The 17,840-nt window shown below is 64.2% G+C and carries 22 protein-coding genes; all 22 read right to left on the reverse strand.

Annotation, left to right across the window (positions count from 1 at the left end):
* Nucleotides 1-9: 9 nt before the first annotated feature.
* The 22 genes from ICA15_RS15950 to ICA15_RS16055 all read right to left on the reverse strand — a co-directional run bounded on the left by ICA15_RS15950 (nt 10) and on the right by ICA15_RS16055 (nt 17,706).
* On the reverse strand, nt 10-651 hold the full coding sequence (locus ICA15_RS15950) for a hypothetical protein (protein WP_023103912.1): 642 nt from the start codon (nt 649-651) through the stop codon (nt 10-12).
* A complete protein-coding gene (locus ICA15_RS15955) occupies nt 648-1,247 on the reverse strand; it encodes a PilL N-terminal domain-containing protein (protein ID WP_028690956.1) in 600 nt (199 codons plus the stop codon). The genes ICA15_RS15950 and ICA15_RS15955 overlap by 4 nt, the downstream gene beginning before the upstream one ends.
* Before the next feature lie 160 nt (nt 1,248-1,407).
* Nucleotides 1,408-2,277 (reverse strand): hypothetical protein, encoded by an 870-nt coding sequence (locus ICA15_RS15960; RefSeq protein WP_028690957.1) that lies wholly within the window; start codon nt 2,275-2,277, stop codon nt 1,408-1,410.
* Between the two features lie 113 nt (nt 2,278-2,390).
* Entirely contained in the window at nt 2,391-4,670 is a 2,280-nt protein-coding gene (locus ICA15_RS15965) for a helicase-related protein (protein WP_028690958.1), read from the reverse strand.
* A gap of 135 nt (nt 4,671-4,805) precedes the next feature.
* Nucleotides 4,806-5,111 carry a hypothetical protein gene (locus tag ICA15_RS15970; RefSeq protein ID WP_023103916.1) on the reverse strand — a complete coding sequence of 102 codons (306 nt, stop codon included), beginning with the start codon at nt 5,109-5,111 and terminating at the stop codon, nt 4,806-4,808.
* Nucleotides 5,112-5,201: 90 nt separating this feature from the next.
* Complete coding sequence (locus tag ICA15_RS15975) at nt 5,202-5,522, reverse strand: hypothetical protein (RefSeq protein ID WP_023103917.1); 321 nt, start codon at nt 5,520-5,522, stop codon at nt 5,202-5,204.
* 50 nt (nt 5,523-5,572) lie between these two features.
* Complete coding sequence (locus ICA15_RS15980; protein ID WP_254912518.1) at nt 5,573-6,706, reverse strand: DUF6094 domain-containing protein; 1,134 nt, start codon at nt 6,704-6,706, stop codon at nt 5,573-5,575.
* Nucleotides 6,707-6,744: 38 nt separating this feature from the next.
* Complete coding sequence (locus tag ICA15_RS15985; RefSeq protein ID WP_023103919.1) at nt 6,745-7,392, reverse strand: hypothetical protein; 648 nt, start codon at nt 7,390-7,392, stop codon at nt 6,745-6,747.
* Between the two features lie 78 nt (nt 7,393-7,470).
* Nucleotides 7,471-7,731 carry a hypothetical protein gene (locus ICA15_RS15990; RefSeq protein ID WP_023103920.1) on the reverse strand — a complete coding sequence of 87 codons (261 nt, stop codon included), beginning with the start codon at nt 7,729-7,731 and terminating at the stop codon, nt 7,471-7,473.
* Between the two features lie 16 nt (nt 7,732-7,747).
* Nucleotides 7,748-8,155 carry a hypothetical protein gene (locus ICA15_RS15995; protein WP_023103921.1) on the reverse strand — a complete coding sequence of 136 codons (408 nt, stop codon included), beginning with the start codon at nt 8,153-8,155 and terminating at the stop codon, nt 7,748-7,750.
* A 101-nt stretch (nt 8,156-8,256) separates the two neighbouring features.
* Complete coding sequence (locus tag ICA15_RS16000; protein WP_023103922.1) at nt 8,257-8,580, reverse strand: hypothetical protein; 324 nt, start codon at nt 8,578-8,580, stop codon at nt 8,257-8,259.
* 94 nt (nt 8,581-8,674) lie between these two features.
* Nucleotides 8,675-9,364 (reverse strand): DUF3275 family protein, encoded by a 690-nt coding sequence (locus tag ICA15_RS16005; protein WP_023103923.1) that lies wholly within the window; start codon nt 9,362-9,364, stop codon nt 8,675-8,677.
* A 57-nt stretch (nt 9,365-9,421) separates the two neighbouring features.
* Nucleotides 9,422-10,339 (reverse strand): DUF3577 domain-containing protein, encoded by a 918-nt coding sequence (locus ICA15_RS16010; protein ID WP_023103924.1) that lies wholly within the window; start codon nt 10,337-10,339, stop codon nt 9,422-9,424.
* A 368-nt stretch (nt 10,340-10,707) separates the two neighbouring features.
* Nucleotides 10,708-11,061: a DUF3085 domain-containing protein gene (locus ICA15_RS16015; RefSeq protein ID WP_009459699.1), complete on the reverse strand. Its 354-nt coding sequence runs from the start codon at nt 11,059-11,061 to the stop codon at nt 10,708-10,710.
* A 124-nt stretch (nt 11,062-11,185) separates the two neighbouring features.
* Nucleotides 11,186-11,998: a hypothetical protein gene (locus ICA15_RS16020; protein ID WP_023103925.1), complete on the reverse strand. Its 813-nt coding sequence runs from the start codon at nt 11,996-11,998 to the stop codon at nt 11,186-11,188.
* A gap of 289 nt (nt 11,999-12,287) precedes the next feature.
* Entirely contained in the window at nt 12,288-12,566 is a 279-nt protein-coding gene (locus tag ICA15_RS16025) for a hypothetical protein (protein WP_009459701.1), read from the reverse strand.
* Nucleotides 12,567-12,663: 97 nt separating this feature from the next.
* Nucleotides 12,664-13,401, reverse strand: coding sequence for a hypothetical protein (locus tag ICA15_RS16030; RefSeq protein ID WP_017512403.1), 738 nt, complete (start codon nt 13,399-13,401; stop codon nt 12,664-12,666).
* 80 nt (nt 13,402-13,481) lie between these two features.
* Complete coding sequence (locus ICA15_RS16035; protein WP_017512402.1) at nt 13,482-14,168, reverse strand: hypothetical protein; 687 nt, start codon at nt 14,166-14,168, stop codon at nt 13,482-13,484.
* 173 nt (nt 14,169-14,341) lie between these two features.
* Nucleotides 14,342-14,734, reverse strand: a complete 393-nt coding sequence (locus ICA15_RS16040; RefSeq protein ID WP_017512401.1) for a hypothetical protein — start codon at nt 14,732-14,734, stop codon at nt 14,342-14,344.
* Nucleotides 14,735-14,755: 21 nt separating this feature from the next.
* On the reverse strand, nt 14,756-14,968 hold the full coding sequence (locus ICA15_RS16045; protein WP_003290186.1) for a hypothetical protein: 213 nt from the start codon (nt 14,966-14,968) through the stop codon (nt 14,756-14,758).
* A 330-nt stretch (nt 14,969-15,298) separates the two neighbouring features.
* On the reverse strand, nt 15,299-15,856 hold the full coding sequence (locus ICA15_RS16050) for a hypothetical protein (protein ID WP_023103929.1): 558 nt from the start codon (nt 15,854-15,856) through the stop codon (nt 15,299-15,301).
* A 242-nt stretch (nt 15,857-16,098) separates the two neighbouring features.
* Nucleotides 16,099-17,706 carry a DNA cytosine methyltransferase gene (locus ICA15_RS16055; RefSeq protein ID WP_023103930.1) on the reverse strand — a complete coding sequence of 536 codons (1,608 nt, stop codon included), beginning with the start codon at nt 17,704-17,706 and terminating at the stop codon, nt 16,099-16,101.
* Between the last annotated feature and the right edge of the window lie 134 nt (nt 17,707-17,840).

The raw sequence follows: 17,840 nt of genomic DNA on the forward strand, positions 1-17,840 counted from the left end.
GTGCTCCGATCAGGGAATCGCCACGCGACGGATCTGTTCGCCGGCTTGGAACACCGCAGCGCTGCCATCGATTGCCTGCAAGCGCCATGGACCGACCGCATCACCGGGCAACAGCACCTGAAGCTGGTCGGGCGTGAAGTCCCCGCTGCTCGGCGCGACGGACACACTGAGCTGGCCGGCGCGCAGTTCGGCGCCGACGATGCGGAACGGCAGTGGCGGCGGTTCAGGCTTGGCGGCGGGCTTGCTCGATGTGCGCGGCTGGGCGGGTGTTGCTGCACGCGCGGCGGTCTGACGCGTCTTGATCTGCTCGATCTCCGCGCGCAGCGCCTGAAGGTCGTCGGCTGCTGCGTAGCTGCTCAATGTCTTCTCAACTTGGGAAGCGCGTGCTTCCAGGATTTGGCGGGTGTCTTTGAGGTCCGCCGCCGTTGCGACCTGCGGACGCTGCTGGATGGTTCCGATGGTCTCGGCCAAGGCCACCGCCTGCGCTTCGAGGCGTTGCAAACGGGAGTCGAGCCGTTCCTCGTCGGCCTGGTCGCTCATCGCCTGGTAGCCGAGGGCCACGATGACGCTGAGACCGAGCAGCCAGAGCCAGAGCAGGCTTTGCGCCACCACGGCGGCAGCCGGGCGCCGCGAGGATTGGGGAGTGTTCATGGCTGGCCGCCTGGAATGGAGGGCATCAGTGGGAAGGTCTGCACCGCATCGGCGGCGGCCGGTTCAGGCATGGATTCGACGGCCATGCTGTCGCCGGGCCGCTCGAAGCAAATTTGTCGTGCGCGGTCATCCGCGTGCAGTTCCCAGGCCGGACCAGCTAGGGTGATCAGCGCGTCGCGCAAGGTCATGGGACCGAGATGCAGGTGCGCCGCCGGCAGCGGCAGCGCATACAACTCGATCACGGCATGTGCCGTTTGACACAGGCTGTAGCCGCTGCGCTTGAGCACGTGCCGCAGCCCATCGCCGACCGTGACGCGGGCATCCGCCGGCATCGAAACATCGATGGTCTGCAACAGCAGGTCGCGCTGCGCCGCCGTGGGGGCCAGCTCGACCAACGTGTAGCGCCCATAGCGCACAACGGGGATGTACTCGGGCGCTTCGGGTTCGGGCGCGGTCGAGACTTCCTCGAAGGCATCGGGTGCGTGCGGCGCAGTCGTTGTCGCGCAGCCGCCAGCCAGTACCGACCAAAGCAGGCCGAGAAATCCCGTCAGCAGGCGGCGTTCGGGATGGTGAAACCAGGGTGGAGAGGGGCACATAGCTCGGCGTCCTGAAACATCGAGCCCTCACCATCGCCGCTGGGGTCGTGCGCGGCAGCAAACAATGCGAATCACGCCCCGTCCGATTTTCCGACAGCCTCCCTCCAAAGAAAAAGGCCCCCGAAGGGGCCAATGAGAGCGCAGGTCGGACCCTGCCGAATCAACCCCGAGCCAGCTTCAGGCCAGGATCGACCTGTGCCAGTTGGGCATGCGCCCAGCAGCGCACGAGTTGGCCGTTCTCGCCGAGCGGCCGGTCCGCCATCGCCACCGAGTACTCGTCGGTATCGCTGGTGTCGTAGCAGACGACTTTGATCTCGCCGGTGTCGCAGCGGATGGAGTGGATCTGGCCGTCGGTCATATCGACCACGACGACCTGCGGGACAAGACCCAGTTCGCGGGCGGCCGACAGGATGGGGCCATATTCGGCAGCGTCGAAGCAGACGAACGGCCCTTCGTACCGGGCTTCTTCGGCCAGATCCTTGGCTTTGTGGTAGTGGGCACCCTGGTCGTATTCCTCCTGGGTGGTTCTGACCTTGAAGACCGGCATGTTGGGGGTGCCGGAAGCATCGACGCAGGCGACAGCGACTTGCATCTCGATCTCGCCGCCTTCAGCAGGCTCGGTCGGAGGGATGACAGCCTGACTCTCGGGTTCTTCGTCGGCCATACCCATGCGCTCGCGCATCTCGTCGGCGAATGCCTCGGGAGCCATCAGGCCGTAGCGCGCCAGGCGCACGGGGATGTCTTCAGCGTTCAGATTGCCGTCTTCGATGCGCTGCCGCATGAAGGAGGCGATCTCGGTTACCAGGGTGTCACTCTCAGCTTCCGAGGGCTGCTCGGACACATCGATCGACCACTTATCCACTTCCGCGGCGGTCTCGCCGGTCAGCAGACCCTCATCGATGGCGTATTCGCACATGCTGCGCAGCCGTGCCAGCATTTCCGATTCGGCCTCGCCGTTGAGCAGGTAAGTCACGTCCAGCGTGAGGCGAGCACTGACGACTTTGGTCGTTGCTTGGGTATTGGTGTTCATGGAAATCTCCTTGGGATCGAAAAAGCGCAGCCACGCCCACGGAGACCGTGGACGTGGCTGCAAGGTGGGAACAGCGGAAAGCCGGCGGCGTTAGGCCAGCGTTGGCGTGGGGATCAGGCGGCGACCAGTTGCCGGGCCAGTGCGACCTCGACCGAATCACCATCCTGGTTCAGGACGTCCAACCCTGATTCGGGCACGTCGCCCGAGGTGGACTGCGAGACCATGATCTTCTTGGCCATCAGTTCGAGGCAGGTCATCTGCGAGGAGCCGGCGTAGCCAAGGTAGATCACGCGCACGGGTTGCTTCTGCCCGATGCGCCAGGAGCGGCGTGCCGCCTGCTGCAGCGAGTACACGTTGTAGCCCGACTGCATGAACACGATCGTCGGAAACTCCAACAGGTCCAGTCCCGTTTTAACCAGCTCGGGGTTGGTGATGAGCACATCGATGCCACGGTCCAGTTGTTCGGCGATCCAGTCCTCGCGGCGGCTGGCATCCACGCTTGCGCGCAGCACCGCCACCTTGAAGCCTTCCTGCTCCAGCAGCACCTTCAACCGGCTGGTCGTGTCGCGCGTGCCGGTATAGACCGTGTAGGCCAGCACCTTGCGGCCCTGCGCCTTCTCCTCTTTGCAGATGTCGATCAGCTCACGCTCCTTGGGGCTGATCTCGAACTCGTTGAACTGAGCCGGGACGAACGCCAAGGTGTTGCGCGTGCGCGGATGCACCACGGTCTCCGACCGGAAGCAGCAATCTGGCCAGGCCAGTAGCACGTTGAGCACCACACCCAGCAAGGTCGTATCGCGTCGTGCAAGAGCCTGTTTCAGCTCCGCGGTCAGCCGACCCGCCAGATCGCGGTAGGCCGCGGCTTGCGCCGTGTCCATCGCGACTTCGCGGAACTCCTCGTCATACGGCGGCAGGATGTTGCCGCCGATGTCCTTGAGCTTGAGGAAGATCGTGAACGGCAGGATGCAGCGCAAGACGCCCTTGGGGCCGAAGCCCGGGGCCTTGACCGTGCGCACCGATACCTTGGTGCCCTTGGCCGTCTTGTGCGCCGTGCCGGTGCTCTCGGAGTAGATGTCCTTCAAGACCCCGTGATCGCGCATGAACGCCATCGCGGCCGAGGTCATGCTGCCGCTCGTGGTCGGGCGGTAGCCGTCTTCGATCATCCGCCCCGGAAGGGCTCGGAACAGCAGGTAGAACAGGTCGTCCCCGTAGCCGCCCATCAGCGTGCCAGTCAGCAGCAAGGTCTTGCGAGCCTTCGCTGCCAGCACGCCCATGGCCTGGCCTTGGGCACTGCCGCCGTTCTTGTACTCGTGCGCCTCATCGGCGATGAGCAGGTCGAACGTGCCTTGCGGCAGGTAGCGTTTGATGAACTCGGACGGCTGGTAGCCGCCTTCGCCAAAGCCGAACTCCATGTTGGCCATCGCACGTTCCATGCGGGTGGCCTGACGGTCGGAAAACACCAGCTCGCCGTTGCCGTCCATGAGGTTGATGAACTCATGGATGTTGTCGCCGAGCATCGAGGCCAGGAAGCCGTCTCCGAACTTCTGCATCAGCTTCTGCGCGGTGACTGCCCCGATGGTCGGGATGCGCTTCAAGGCTTTCAGCACGGCCGAGGACTGGTCGCTGCCGGACAGGCTGCGTGGGCGGATCAGCGTCCACAGGGGCGCTGCGCAATGGCTGCACTTCCTGCGGTACTCCTCGGCTTCGAGCGCGACCGGGTTGACCGGCTCGCCGTCGAGGTCGGTGATGACCGTGCCGCAGTCCGGGCAGGCCGCCACGTCGCCGTGGCGGGTGCGCCGCTGGGTGAAGACAGGCTTCCAGTGGAACCCCATCCGCATCCTGACGCGCCCCAGGACAAAGAACTCCTGGCCGGTCGGCTGCACACCCAACTGCTCGCGCAGCTTGATGAGCTTGACCAAGGTATCGGGGCCGTTGAGCACCCAGACCTTCGCGCCCGCTACTGTCTCCTGGATCTCGCGCCGCCACTTGTAAACAAGGTGCGGGGGCGAGAGAACCAAGGTCCGGCGGTAGCCTTCGGCGTTGAGCACAGCGGCCGTGGCGATGCCGACGGTCGTCTTGCCGCAGCCCATCTCGCCATTGACGATCGCGGCGCGCTCGCCACGGTCAATCAGCAGCTCCGCGGCGGCGTGGACGACTTCGGCCTGGGCCTGGAACAGCTTGCGCTTGAGGCTGGCGACGATGAGCTGGCGATGTGCTTGCGGTTGGCCGGTATAGACCGGCGGGTTGGCGCTGTTGAGGGCGTCGAGCAGTTCGTCGCCGAACTCGCCGACGAAATCCTGAAGGCTCAGGGTCAGAGGGGAAGATTCCGCGTCGAGCAGTTCGCCCTGTACGGGCGCGGCTTCAGCGGCATTGGTTTCGAGATCGAGGGACATGGTGATGCTCCAAAGAAAAAGGGGCATGCACCACCCCCAGCGGGGCAGTGGCATGCCCCGTGGTGGGAAGTAAATCGACGCGTGGCCGACGGTGGTTGAAGGTGCTGGCCTGGGTGGCCAGCGGCTGAACCGTGCTCAGTCCTCGGACGGCAGAACGATGACGGTGGCGTGGCGCTCCGCGTCGGTAACGATGCGAATGGCCAGCCCCGGATGGATCACGTAGTGCGATGCCAGCGATGCGCCTGATTGAAGCGCGGTGCTGTTGGCCTGCCATTGCTGGACGTTGACGTCGCCCCAGTCGCCACGGGTGTGGCGCCTGAAGTACGGGATCGGGTCGAGGCGACCCGAGCGGACCAGGCGGTCAATGCCTTTGCTGAAGATAAGCGCCCCGATGGGGAACGCCAGGTTCTGACAGTAGGTTTCGATGCGATGTGATGCCATGGGCTCCTCCTTGATGAGTCATTGAGCCACGACACCCCTGCCGGAGTGAAGTGGCTCCGTCAGGAGAATGAGGATGACGATGTGGGGACGTCAGATCAGGTCCCGCTCTTCGGGAAGCTGGATCACCGTGGTCTGGTGGTCCTCGCTGGTCTTGACGATTAGCGCCAGGTCCGGCGTGATCCTGAACTGCGAGATCATCAGGTTGTCCTGTTGGATCGCCACGTCGTTGGCTTGGCGTGTGGCCTCATCGATCTCGCCCCAGTCCCCGCGCACATGGCGCTGGACATAGGCTAAGGGGTCGATCAGGCCTCTTCGGGCCAGCCAATGCACCTTCTCGCTCAACTTCAACGTACTCGGTGCGAACAACGGTTGCTTGTGCGGCGCTGGCCGCTTGAACGGATTCGGGAACATGGTGTTTCTCCTTCGATGTGGTACAGCAGGACGGCAGCGCGTCCGGTGGATCAGCGGATGGTCAACACCTCGCCCCGTGTCGCGGAGCCAGGCGTCATGTCCCACGCGCGGATGACGGGCACAAACTTGTCGGTGAGGATGCGGGTCTCGGCGATGGAGCCGTCTTCGCGTTCGGTGAATTCCCGCTGGAGCGTTTTGTCCTTGTGGGTGTCACCTTTGACGACGAGCACGCGCCCCGTCTGGGAGCGCACAACGCCGGAGATCGCGCCCGCTGCCAAGGCCAGGGCGAGATGCCAGTGGGACAAGGCTCGCGCCGGTGGACGCAGCGACTGCTGCGCGGCCCCCAGGTGCGTGTCCAGCGACGGCCAGAGGCCTTGCAGCCGACCGACCTCATCGGCGAACTGCTCCGGCTCCATCGTCACGCGGAAGAAATGCTCCGGCTCGACCGGACTGGCGGGGACGATGTACGGCAGGAACGGCCATTCGCTCGGCAGTTCCTCGGCTTCGACTTCGCCAAGCCCAACCTGCAGCAGCAAGTTGCGCACGGCCTTGACGCCATCGGGGGCCTGCTCGCGCTGGCGCACCCTTCGGCCAAAGATCACCACCTGCTTGAACTGCGTTTCCACCGCTCGGTAGATCCGCAGATCGGTGTAGTGGCGTGTCAGCCAACCAACCAGCTCCGCGTCGAGCACGTAGCCGGGGACGATGAAGACCAGCATGCCGCCGTACTGCAGCAGCGACAGCGAACGCTGATAGAACAGCTTTTCGAGGCGGGCACGTCCCTGACCTTGATAGCCGATGTTGCCGTTGACGTCCTTGGACAGGTCGCCATACGGCGGGTTGAGCCAGAGCAACCCGAAGGACTGTTTGGAGACCATCGTGTCCATCAGGTCCGCGTGCAGGCAGTGATCGACCAAGCCTCGGGCATGGCGTGCCCGCTCCGCGTCGAACTCGACCGCGAATGCCTTGGCCTGGTCACGCCCGAGGGCATAGGCGGCTTCGGCGATCGCCACGCCTTCGCCGGCGCAGGGATCAAGGATGCACATCGGCCCGTCGCTGGGCATCAGTGCGTTGAGGGCTCTTTCGAGCGTGGGTTCGTCGGTCGGGTAGTACCCGTTCTTGGCGAAATTGCGGGCGAGCCGCGGGAACATGAGGGCCATGGAAGTCTCCTGGTTGGCGGGGATGAAAGACGGAAGCACGCCGAGACGTGCCTCCGAGGGGGTCAAGCCGCTACCGCTTCCGGCGTCCAAATCTTGGTCGGATAGGGATAGGCGGTGAGCGCGTCACTGCGGATCAGGGAGCCCAGCGCCAGGGTCAGCGCCGGCACGTCGATGGCGAGCCGATGGCCTTCCAGCGGCCCGAGGGCGAACGGAAGGCGGGCCAGCATCTCGCGGCTTTGCAGCAGTTCCAGCACGGTCTCGCGCCAGTGGTCGAGTAGCGGCAACGGGCAGGTGTCCCGCACCAGCATCCACAGGCGGTCAAGCCGGTGGGCGCTGTCGCGCGGCAGCAGTGCCAATGCGCTGGCGTTGGCCTTGTCGGGCTTGACGCAGCGCCGGTCGAACAGCCACACGTTGGACAGCGAACCGAACAGCGTTCGCCGGTAGGCGCGGGTCATGCGCTTTTCCAGGCGATCGACGTTGCCGATGAACACCGGGACGCTGCCGCCCTGGTCGGTGATGACGTGGAACTGGTCCAGTCCCTGCTCGTCGCGCCCGAGGGTCAGGCGAGCGAGGAATTGCTGGACGGCGGTGTCGCGTGCCCAGATGGACAGGAAGATCAGGTTGCCCTGGTCATCGCCAACGCAGGCGTCGGCCATCACGTCCGGGCATTCGTCGATGCGGTACAGCGTGGAAGAAGTGTTTGCGGGCATGGTGGTGTCCTCGGATGAGCGGGAACAGCACCGCCCGTCGGGGCAGGTACTGCCCCGGGGGGGGTGGAAGAAAACCGCTCAGTCCGGCTCGAACTGCCGGGTGTGCGGGTTGAAGTGAAGCGCCTCGTCCACCGCGGTGATCGGCGTGAAGCCGTCCAGGTAGATGTTGTTGAGGTACTGGTCGCGATAGGTCAGCGCCTGCCGTGCCTGCTCCTCGGTGAGGCCGTTGTCGATGAAGTACGCCAGCATTTCCTCGTCGGAGGAAACTTCGTCGTTGGACAAACTGCCTTCAACGAGCTTTAACAGCGAGGCGGGGAGCGCAGCCAGGATCGGGTCCATGTTGGTTCCTCCTGGCTCAGGCCAATAGTGCCGCGGCGGGTGCCGTGGCAACCGTGGGTGTACGACGCCGCGCGTGGTAGGCGCGAACGCCTGCACGCCAGTCGGCGGACTGCTCCGGTGCGAGGTCCAGATAGGACAGCGGGCACGAGTAGTAGTACGGGTGCATGGACTCGTCCAGCGGCTTGTAGCCCCACTGGTTGCCGCTGCGCTCCAGAAGATCGCAGCGGATGTAGCGCAGGGACTGGCCCGGCGCGAGATCACGATGCACGCCTTCGGCCCTGGCCGTCACTTCCGCGACGGACCAGAGGACGTTGCCGCGCAGCGTGTGGGCGATGACCTTCACGCTGGCGCGCTCGGTCTCCTGCGGTGCGATCAGTTCGGCGATCAGTTCAGACCGCGATTGGGGAGAGAAATACCAGCCCATGAGAGGCCTCCTGAAGAAGTAGAGCCAGAGGCCTCCCCGTGGGGAAGAACCCCCAGCGGGTGATGGAATGCCGCGTGTGCGGCGATGGAATGCAGTGCGGGCTAGGAACCGCAACCGGCCGGGCAGCAACCCAGCGTGATCCCATGCGAACAGCAGCCGTTTTCAGCGAGCCAGTCCTGGGTTTCCTGCCGTTCGGCAGGTGTTGCGTAGTCCCATTCCTGGGTCGCGATTTCCAGCGCATGAACGCGCTGGCTTTCCGGCAATCGACTGGCTTGCGCGTCGATCTCCGAGCTGAAAAGCGTGACCCAGTGATCCCAGGACAGGCCGCAACCACGTTGGGCATGCTCGGCGGCCGTCTTGCAAACGGCGCGCCACGCGGTTTCGTCCAGCGCGGAACGGGGTGTATCGCAAGTGATGGTGGACATGATGGAGACCTCCAGAAGAAAGCCGAGGCCACCCCCGCATGGGGAAGGAACCCCAGCGGGTGGATGAAGAACACCGCGGATGCGGTGTCTGCAATCACGCAGGTTGCAGTTCGGCCTGGCGGCTCCACTCCTGCGTCTTGAAGTCCAGCGCGTAGCCCAGTTCGCCCAGGCGGGCGATCTGGGCGCGCAGGGCGCGGCGGTCGATGGTCGAATCCAGCTTCACAGACTCGCCCAGCGGCCACAACAGGCCGAACAGCGCGGCGTCGCCATCCTCGGTGCTGCCGGGGGCAGCAGCCGCAGCAGGCGGCGCGTCCACGCCGAAGGGCGTGGTATCGACCAGCGGGTCCGCGGACGTCTGCACGGGTGCAGGTTTGGCGGACCTGGATGCCTTGGCGGGTTTGGCCGGCGTTGTCGCAGGCTGTGTCCCTTGATCTTCATCGAGCGGATCGACTTCCTGCGGGGCGAAGCTATGTGCTTCGGCCTTGCTCAGCTTGTCGATGCCGAAAAGTGTCATACCGTCCAGGTTGGCGCGCATCTCGAAACGCATGCTGCCGTCGCTGATCGGATAGCCTTTGAGGAAGATGTAGCGAAGGACGAACTCCCCTTGATACTTGCCCTCGGGGTATTGCTCCAACTCCGCGTCTTTAATCGTGAATTTTCCGAGTTGGCATTCGAGCTTGCCAACATTGAACTTTCCGTTGCGGCCATGAATGGTGCGCAGCGCGAGCTGGCCCGGGACGATGATGGGAGTGGCCGATTTCTCGGGTGCCGATGTGACTGCCATGATGCTTCTCCTTGAGGAATAGGAAAAAGGCAAGGCCCCGTGAGGGGCCATGCCGGATCAGAACGAAGCAGCCAATGCCGGCTCCTGCTCTTCGACTTCACCTGCGGGCTCGCGCTCGGCGGGCTCGATAGGCTGGTCGGCAGCGGTGTCGGCGGCGTCCTCGGCTTCGGGCGCGGGTGCGTCCTCGGCCTGCGACGCCTCGGCTTGCGCCTGGCTCGTCGGATAGACCTGGGTGCCGTCGATCTTGATCAGACCGATGTGGATCAGCGTCGATTCCAGGCTCGCTCCCGGCTCCCCGGCGCGCTCACCCTTGGTGCGGATGTACGGATCGATCTTCATGTCGTTCAACTTGAAGGCGATCAGCACCTTGCGGTCCCCTTCGATGGCCTGCACGCACCGGCGAACCAGGTGCTCGGCTTCAGGGGTGGCGACGATGGTGTCGAAGTACCGATAGTCCGGTTCACCGACAGGCCCGGCCAGAGCCGCGACGCAGCACGACAGGAACGGATCGCCATCCTTGGGGGTGACGTCCTTCGGACGGCTGAGGTAGCCGATGCCGCGGGTGATCAGCTCGTGCTGCTTGATGGAAGCCAGTTCGGCCCGGTCAAGCGGCTCGGCCTTGAGCAGTCGCGCCTTGAGGGACGCGGCGGCTTCACCCTTGCGCTCGCCCTTGTCGCGGATGTACGCATCGCCCCACAGGTCGCCGAGGCGGAAGCGCACCAGCGGGCGCTGCTTGGGATCGTCAACGCCGATGTAGCGCTGGACGAGGTTCTTGGCCTCGGCACCCGAGACCTTGACGTCGAAGTAGCGGTAGCTGGGGTCCCTGGCGGGGCCGACCAGCGCGGCAACGGTGCATGCCAGGAAAGGCTGCGCACGGCGGCCGCCCCGGACAGGCACTTCACGGACACGCTGGATGTAGCCGATGCCCGAGGTGTGGAGGTCGAAATACGATTTCTCGTTGGACGTGGTGTTCATGGTGAATCTCCATAGGGAAGAAGCGGAGACACACCAGCCCCACGCATGCGGGGAAAGGTGCGTAACCCCGCGGTGGGTCGATAAGGCGAAAGCATCCGCCACCAGAGACTGGTGGCCGCTCGCGGATGGATGCGGTGCGAGCTGGCTCGGTCACGCAGTGGGAACTGCGACGCAACCTTGAAGACCGATGGTTGCTTGGCATGTCGCTGACAACGTCAGCAGGCATGGGGTCAGCATGGCCGGGCCTCGCGCGCGCGACAGCAATCAATCGGCATCCGGGCGCTTCCCATTTTTTCCAGGCTGCCCAGTTCCGCCCAAAAGAAAGCCCCCGAAATGGGGGCTTCAAGGGGTATGCGGACATTTTTGGACTACGCCGATTCCACCGCCGCCAGCGACAGATACGTAGCGGTGGCGGACAGCTCCAGATCATCTGAGCTTTGCAGAATGCGAGTGAAAACGCTGTCTTTCGGGTCGAAGAACTCGCCGAAGTCGTCGCCGCCAAGCTCGGCGCGTGCCAGTTCCCACCAGTCATCGAACGGGTCGGTATCCGGGTTGCAGCCGACGGCATAGGCCAGCAGCTTCACGCGGCCATCGGGGCGGCGCTCTCCGCGCTCGGCGAGGAAGTACACGCCCTGGTCCTTGGCCAGGGCGACGCGGCATTGGTTGGCGATGGCTTCGGCAAGCACGGGGCGCAGGTCGGAGCCTCTGAATCGCAGTGACATGGTTGAAATCTCCTGTATGGATGAAGAAAAAAGCCCTCCACCGAAACGGATGGAAGGCTTGTGGGGCAGTCGCCGGTAGGCTGTGGACTGATCAGTCGTGCCGCTAGGCTTCCTGTCTGGCACGTCAGGCTGGAACCGCCTGACGTTGCCGAAAGGCTTTGGCGTCGATCACGCTCACGTCGATCAGGCGCCAGCGCCCGTCGTCGATGAGCCGCTCCAGCACTTCACCGAGCATGTCGAAATACACCTCGTCGTGCCTATCGACCAACTCACCGTCGCGGTGCAGCTCCACCACGTAGGTGTCGCCGCCACGGTCGTAGAGGATCGTCACCTGACCCTCGAACTTGGTGGTTGAGACCGTGAAGCTGATCGCCGGCGGGGTCTCGATGATCCTGGAGGGCTTGGGATCGACCCAGGCGAAGTCGCGGGCACCTGCATCGACCAGCATGTGGGTGATGCACCGGAACCCGTCGGGCGCGGGCATCTCCTCCAACTGCTCGATGAGTTGGCCCAGCTCCATGCACTGCGGCTCGGGAATGGGCAGCTTGGCGGGTGCTTTGCCAAGGATATGCCTCGTGATGGTGTAAGGCGTGCCATCCGAAGTCTTCTCGGTGACGACTTCCGGGGTGTCCGCGCGAAGCCCGTCGAAACGTCGCCGGGCGTAGGGTTGGACATGGACCTTGGCGCCCTCGCTGGGAACGGTGGTCACCAGGTTGGGATCGAGCACGGCGAACTCGGAAGGCTTGAGCTTGACGACGATGGCATCGTCGGTCGCGGAGACTACCTTGCCGTTGAAGGGCTGAGGGTCAATGGCGAAGCCCAACGTCGAGGACTGCGGCTGATCATCGAATACGCGGTATTTGAACGAACGCACGTTGCGAGGGACATGGCCCGCGACAAGCGAAGGCATCATGGATTTGATGAGGGAACGGTCCATGGGAATCTCCTTGAGGAAGAACAAGGGATTCCCCGCCCGCAAGGGAGAGGTCCCTTGTGGGTGGCGTGAACGGACGGGGTACGTCCATAGGAAGAAACGACCAGCACGGTTTCCCGCACTTGCAGCCTTGAAGGTCTCGGCTGCCAGGGCATGTGTCGGCAACGCCGACGAACATGGAGCAAGGATGGCTCTGGAATGGGCGGCCTGCCTGCAAGAAATCGCACAGCGTCGCACCCGCTTTCCTGCGCTGCGGACAAGAAAAAGCCCCTCGAAAAGGGGCTTGGTTGGGTCAGGCTTCGTACACGAAGTAGTGCTCGCGCTGACGTGGGAAGAAGACATGCTTCCATGTATCGCCGCTGGTGTTGCCACCGTCGAAGACGACCATTTCGTAGTCGTCAATGTCGGTGTCCACCAGGTCGGCGCTGGCGATATGGCGCATGTGCAGCGTGCCGCTCATGCGCTCGAATACCAGGATCTGGCCGATGGCGTCGTCCTGGCCCATGGCATTGACGCAGGCGCCGAGCTGGTGCTCGAAGTCTGGCGTGCGCGAGATGAGGTCGGGGAACATGAGGTTGCTCCTATGAAAATGGACCAGCCCGGCTCCGGGAGGGAGACGGGCCGGTATGGGGGAGAACAAAGAGGAAGGATGTTGCGTCGAGCGGCTGCTAGGATTCGGCCAACGGCAGGCCCAACAGCACGGGTGCGTCGGCGTCGAGAATCAGGATGCGCACGTCGGCCTGGCCAGCCAGTTCAATGACGTTCGCCAGGTCATCCGGCATACCCTTGCTTCGGTGCTCCTGGCGAAGCTGCTCCGCACTGATGCCCTCGGCGTGGTCCAGGTTCTTGTCCGTCCAGGGAGTGGAGATCAGCTTGATGCCGATCGCCGGGCTGTACGGAACCCGGAACGCGATGAACAGGAATGCCTCCGGCGTAGCGAGGTCTGCCAGGTTGGCGAGGTATTGGCCGGTTTCTTGGCTGATGTGTGCGCTGCTGATTTCCCAGCACCGGCTGTAGTAGCCGGTCTCGAAACTCAGGCGCTGTACGACTTCCCGCGCTGCCTCTGCCGAATAGGCGTCGCCGACGTGGATGGGGCGACCGTCGAAGTCGTCGCCATGGATGGCATAGACCACGGCACCGATTACACCTTCGCCGCTGACACCTTCTGCGGTATCGCATTCGGCCAGCACCTCGGCACTCACGGGTTCGGGACCATTCCTGACCACGGCGAAATCGCTGGTGACGATGCACGAGGATGAAATCAGTTCCTCGTCGGAAAAGTGCTTTTGACTCGCGTGGATGATTCGCCAGACATGCGGGCTTCCGTCGTCGTAGCCGATGCACAGCGTGCGGACGATTTTCAGATTCCAGTAGCCGCGGAGAAAGGGATTGGGTTTCTGGGACATGGGAACTCTCCAGATTTGAATATTGGGGCCAATCTCCGCCACCGGGAATTGGACCCGGTTGGTTGAAAGTGGAAAATGCGTCAGTCGGCGCTGATCGTTGGCGTCTGAACCAGCCGTTCGGCGATGCGATGGCGCACATTTAGGCGAAATTGCTCATCGGTGATGCCGGCAAGCAGGTTGGCGGCCTCCAGCGCGATCAACGCTGAGGCCTCTTCGATGTCGGCGGCCAGGATGGTGTTGCGCAGTTGATCGCCGAGTTGAAGCGCCTGCGAGGACGTTCTGAAGACCTGGACCTCACGGCTCAGGTAGCAGCCGTTGCCGCCGAACTCGAATAGCCTTGGCTTGCTGCAATACCAGCAGCCCTCAAACTGGATGGCGGTCAGGTTATGGCCGTCATCGAAGCGGGTAGCGATCAGAAGCAGGGCTTCCAGGTCGGCGCCGTCCTCGAATTGGTGGTGCTCGATCAGGTTCTCCAGCTCCCCGTCCTGGTCAGCACCGAAGTGCGCGGCCAGCCGTTCAAGCAGAGGCGGAATCGACAACTCTTCGTCGTCGGGCATGGGGATGCCGAGTTGTGTGGCCAGGTTTTCCAGACCGTCCAGCACATCTGTCCAGCGTGGATCATTGGTTTCGGCGATCTGGGCGATGTAGGCCTGCCCATTGCCGGGATGGTTTTCGTCGAGCGCGAAAGCACCGAACAGTGCCTTGATGACGGGAGTAACGCGGTTGAGCACGAGAACGCCCGTGCCTTCGTAGTAGTTGTTTGCCATGCTGGCTCCTTTCGAGAAGAGCGGAGCCAGCCCATGCGGACGATGGCGTCCGCAGGGAATAGCCCAAGGCCGTTGGCGTCGGGCGATGGGGAAGAAAAATTGAGGGACATGGCCTTATGGGCGCATGTCCCTCACGGGGGGATCGAGAGGACAGTGGCGTGCCGGAGACCGGCTCACCAACCGCTGTAGTTCACCAGCAGGTCGGCGATGACCTTGCGGCGTTCCAGATCGAGACCGTCGAAGTCCGACAGCCCGTGGAAGCGGCAGCGCTTGAGCATGGCACCGCCCTCGCGCGCGTTGTAGAAGCTGACCATGGCGGACAGGAACATGCGTTCGCCGCTGCTCAGGACGCCGAGGGCATCGTTGAGCCGCAGCATGTCGGGACGCAAATCCCACTTGGTCTTGGCCTGGTTCAGGCCTTCACGGGTGCCGTCGCCGAACCACTCGGGACCAGCAATCTCGACACCGCGCTTCCAGGCCTCGAAGAAGGCTTGGGGCGCGGCAGCGAAATGCTGCTCTTCCCGCATGATCTGATCGACGACTTCCCGCGGCAGTAGCTGGTTCATGACGTGATTTCTCCAGTTGGATCAGGGAATGGCGAGCTGGGACCAGCCGCCTCTTTCGAGGGCGCGTTGAGCCGCGGCATAGCTGCGGAAGTACTCGCGGGATTCCCGCGAAACGGGACCTTCGGTATCGCGCGTGCCGATGTAGTGGCCGGCGGCGCTTTGCAAGACTTCGAGCGGCAGGAACTTGCCGCAGTAGGTCAGGGCCAACTGGCCGAAAGAGGCTTGCTGGGACATGGACGGGCTCCTTGGAAAAGCGGGGCCTTGTCCCTCACGGGATGGCAGCTCCCGCACGCGGTTGATAAAAAGCATCAGCGTCACGGGGACGCTCATCCGCAGAATTGATGCGATGCGGACTGGTGGGTGACGCGGGAGAGACCCGCGGCAGCCTGGAACCCTGGCTGCTGGCATGTGCTGACGAATCAGCGAACATGCAGGCAGCTTCGTGCGAGGGCTGCGCCGCGTCAGTTGGAAAACGGCATTCGGCCCAGCCCCGATTGATGAGCACAGGAAAAGAAAAGCCCCGCATCGAGTACGGGGCTGTCAGGAGGGTGCGGTGGCGCTGGGTCAATCGGGCTTGTCGCCCAGGACATGCTGCTTCCACAGGTCGAATGCCCGCTCGGGCGGAAGCTCGGCGAGGATGACGATGGGCTGGGCCTGCCTGGTGCGCAGCGAAGCGAAGTACGCCTTGCGGTCGGCGATAGCCTTGAGCTTGATGCCTTTGATGAACAGCAGTTTGCCGTCCTTGATGAACAGCACCTTGTTGCCGATGTCGCGGTTGAAGGCGGCTCGCACCTTGCGCTCCGCGTGCATGGCATCGGCCAGTTCATCGACCAGGAAGTCGAGCGTCATGTCGATGTAATGAGGGTCTTCACCCTCCTGGCCTAGATCGAGCGGCGCAGGCGGCAAGCCCTTGGCAAAGGCTTCGGCCTGAGCCAGCAGCGTCGTCTTGCCGTTGAGCGCGCGGAGGAATGTCGAGCCGCCATGCCCGTCGTTGCGGGCCTCGGCGATGGGAGTGCCGTCGAACACGATGGTCGCGGTGAAGCACAGCGTTTCCTCGCTGGCGAAGTCGGCGACCTTGAGGTTCTTCAGCGTGATGCGGTCTTGCTTGGTGATGGTGTCCATGGGAAGTCCTGAAATCGACCGGGTGGCGACATGCCCCTGACGGGACGTGGCGACCATCCCGTGGGTTGGAGAAAGGAGGCATCGATGCCCCGGTGGGCAGCGTTCGCCGGTGAGATGCCGAAGCGAACTGGTGGGTGGCGTGGGCGGAACCCACGGCAGCCTTGACACCCTGGCTGCGGGCTGCTGCCGATACATCGGCAATGCAGGGGGAGAATGGCGCGGCCGGCAGGCTGCGTCGTCGATCAATCCGAAGCGGTCGAGTCCGTCTTGTGCAGGCACTGCACCAGCCGGTTGCCCAGCCAAGCCATGCACGGGACGGCCATGGAGTTGCCAATCGCCTTGTAGCGCGGAGCGTCTGCGGCAGGCTTGCCGCGATACGGGATCAGCGTGTAGTCGTCGGGCATGCCCTGCAGCCGCTCGCACTCCATGGGCATCAGCCGCCGCACCCGCCATTGCGACCAGTCCGCTGCACCGGATTCATTCCAGTCGTAGCGGAAATGTGCCTCGAAGTCGGGGGCCAGGACATGGGGCTTGTCTGCGCCGCCGCCGCTGGTACGCAACGCCGCCGCAACGCTTCCGCCCAGTTCGGCAGCAAGACCCTGCGTCCGTCCCCGCAGGGCAACGCAGGCCACCATCGGCACACCGTAGCCCGGCTTGCCGTTGGACAGGACGGTGCAAGACACCTGTCCATGGCCCGACTCGAAGCGCACTTCGCCGCGGTTGTTCTGCGCGAAGGCGATGGCGGGCACGACGCCTGCGTTCGCATGGCTGTTGCGATGCCCGCCGGCACGCAGCGTCGGCGTCAGGTCGATCGTGGCGTCCGCGCCGCTGCCCTGGGCGGTGAAGGCGATGATCGGCACGCCCTTTCCCGTACCGTCCTCGCTGCTGCCCTTGCCGTTGTTGGCGGTGTCGAGGGTGTGGGCGATGCTGCCGGCGATGGACTGCACCATGAACGTCTCGGTGCGGATGTCGTGCTTGGGACCCGCGGCCATCAGGCATGCCGCAACATCGACGGGGCCAATGCCGCCGCTGAATCCGAACGTCGTCGTGACCTTGCCGTAGGGCTGGTTCAGTCCAGCGAATCCTGCGTATCCGCCTGCTGCTGCAGCACCCGGTCCAGCAGCGCGGGCAGCTTCTTGCCACGGCGCGCGGCCCGCAGAAGAATCCCCGCGCAGGCCTGTGCGCTCAAAAAGTACTTCGGAGGGATCGAGGTCATCACCACCACATGCCACAAGAAACACGCGCTTGCGGCGTTGGGCGACACCGAAATATTGAGCGTCGAGCACGCGCCAGGCGATGCGGCGGCGGGGTCCAGACACACAACCAGCGTGCGCCCATTTTTCCCCTGGCGGCTGGAGCGCACGGCTTTCTCCGGCCAGTGCGCCCAGGAAATGCCCGAAGGCATTGCTGCGGTCGTTGAGGACGCCGGGGACGTTTTCCCAGACGAGCGTTGCCGGCGGGCGGCGGTCTTGGTGGCGGGTTTGGTCGATGGCATTTGCAAGCTCCACATAGGCAAGGGTCAAGGCGCCGCGCGGGTCGTTCAACCCCTGGCGCGCGCCGGCAACGCTGAACGACTGGCACGGCGTGCCGCCGACCAGGATGTCGGGCGCCGGCACGGTGCCGGCGCGCACCTGACGGGCGATCGCGGTCATGTCGCCCAGGTTGGGCACATGGGGGTAACGGTGGGCGAGCACGGCGCTCGGGAACGGCTCGATCTCGGCGAACCACGCGGCTTTGAGGCCGAGGGGTTGCCATGCGAGGCTCACGGCCTCGATGCCGCTGCACACGCTGCCGTACAGCAGTGGCGCGGCCTGGGGCGCACCGCGAAGGGTGCAAGGTTGCGGGTTCATGTCGGGTCTCCTGTTCGTGTGGCCCGGGGCGGGCCGGGACGTTGATAGGCAGGAGAAAGGCGCCGAAGGCCCTGCGGCCTTCGGCTCGGGAGGACAGAACCACCCGTGGGCTGGTGCAGGCCCGGTCGTCGCTA

The sequence above is a fragment of the Pseudomonas sp. P116 genome, assembly GCF_020149425.1.
In the GTDB taxonomy this organism is placed as follows: domain Bacteria; phylum Pseudomonadota; class Gammaproteobacteria; order Pseudomonadales; family Pseudomonadaceae; genus Aquipseudomonas; species Aquipseudomonas anatoliensis.

Coding starts and splice junctions, on each gene's coding strand:
- ICA15_RS16010 (WP_023103924.1), bottom strand. CDS start 10,339: ATGAACACCACGTCCAACGAGAAATCGTATTTCGACCTCCACACCTCG.
- ICA15_RS16030 (WP_017512403.1), bottom strand. CDS start 13,401: ATGTCCCAGAAACCCAATCCCTTTCTCCGCGGCTACTGGAATCTGAAA.
- ICA15_RS15975 (WP_023103917.1), bottom strand. CDS start 5,522: ATGTTCCCGAATCCGTTCAAGCGGCCAGCGCCGCACAAGCAACCGTTG.
- ICA15_RS16025 (WP_009459701.1), bottom strand. CDS start 12,566: ATGTTCCCCGACCTCATCTCGCGCACGCCAGACTTCGAGCACCAGCTC.
- ICA15_RS16000 (WP_023103922.1), bottom strand. CDS start 8,580: ATGTCCACCATCACTTGCGATACACCCCGTTCCGCGCTGGACGAAACC.
- ICA15_RS15965 (WP_028690958.1), bottom strand. CDS start 4,670: ATGTCCCTCGATCTCGAAACCAATGCCGCTGAAGCCGCGCCCGTACAG.
- ICA15_RS16055 (WP_023103930.1), bottom strand. CDS start 17,706: ATGAACCCGCAACCTTGCACCCTTCGCGGTGCGCCCCAGGCCGCGCCA.
- ICA15_RS16035 (WP_017512402.1), bottom strand. CDS start 14,168: ATGGCAAACAACTACTACGAAGGCACGGGCGTTCTCGTGCTCAACCGC.
- ICA15_RS15995 (WP_023103921.1), bottom strand. CDS start 8,155: ATGGGCTGGTATTTCTCTCCCCAATCGCGGTCTGAACTGATCGCCGAA.
- ICA15_RS15985 (WP_023103919.1), bottom strand. CDS start 7,392: ATGCCCGCAAACACTTCTTCCACGCTGTACCGCATCGACGAATGCCCG.
- ICA15_RS16050 (WP_023103929.1), bottom strand. CDS start 15,856: ATGGACACCATCACCAAGCAAGACCGCATCACGCTGAAGAACCTCAAG.
- ICA15_RS15990 (WP_023103920.1), bottom strand. CDS start 7,731: ATGGACCCGATCCTGGCTGCGCTCCCCGCCTCGCTGTTAAAGCTCGTT.
- ICA15_RS16040 (WP_017512401.1), bottom strand. CDS start 14,734: ATGAACCAGCTACTGCCGCGGGAAGTCGTCGATCAGATCATGCGGGAA.
- ICA15_RS16020 (WP_023103925.1), bottom strand. CDS start 11,998: ATGGACCGTTCCCTCATCAAATCCATGATGCCTTCGCTTGTCGCGGGC.
- ICA15_RS15970 (WP_023103916.1), bottom strand. CDS start 5,111: ATGGCATCACATCGCATCGAAACCTACTGTCAGAACCTGGCGTTCCCC.
- ICA15_RS15960 (WP_028690957.1), bottom strand. CDS start 2,277: ATGAACACCAATACCCAAGCAACGACCAAAGTCGTCAGTGCTCGCCTC.
- ICA15_RS16015 (WP_009459699.1), bottom strand. CDS start 11,061: ATGTCACTGCGATTCAGAGGCTCCGACCTGCGCCCCGTGCTTGCCGAA.
- ICA15_RS16005 (WP_023103923.1), bottom strand. CDS start 9,364: ATGGCAGTCACATCGGCACCCGAGAAATCGGCCACTCCCATCATCGTC.
- ICA15_RS16045 (WP_003290186.1), bottom strand. CDS start 14,968: ATGTCCCAGCAAGCCTCTTTCGGCCAGTTGGCCCTGACCTACTGCGGC.
- ICA15_RS15950 (WP_023103912.1), bottom strand. CDS start 651: ATGAACACTCCCCAATCCTCGCGGCGCCCGGCTGCCGCCGTGGTGGCG.
- ICA15_RS15955 (WP_028690956.1), bottom strand. CDS start 1,247: ATGTGCCCCTCTCCACCCTGGTTTCACCATCCCGAACGCCGCCTGCTG.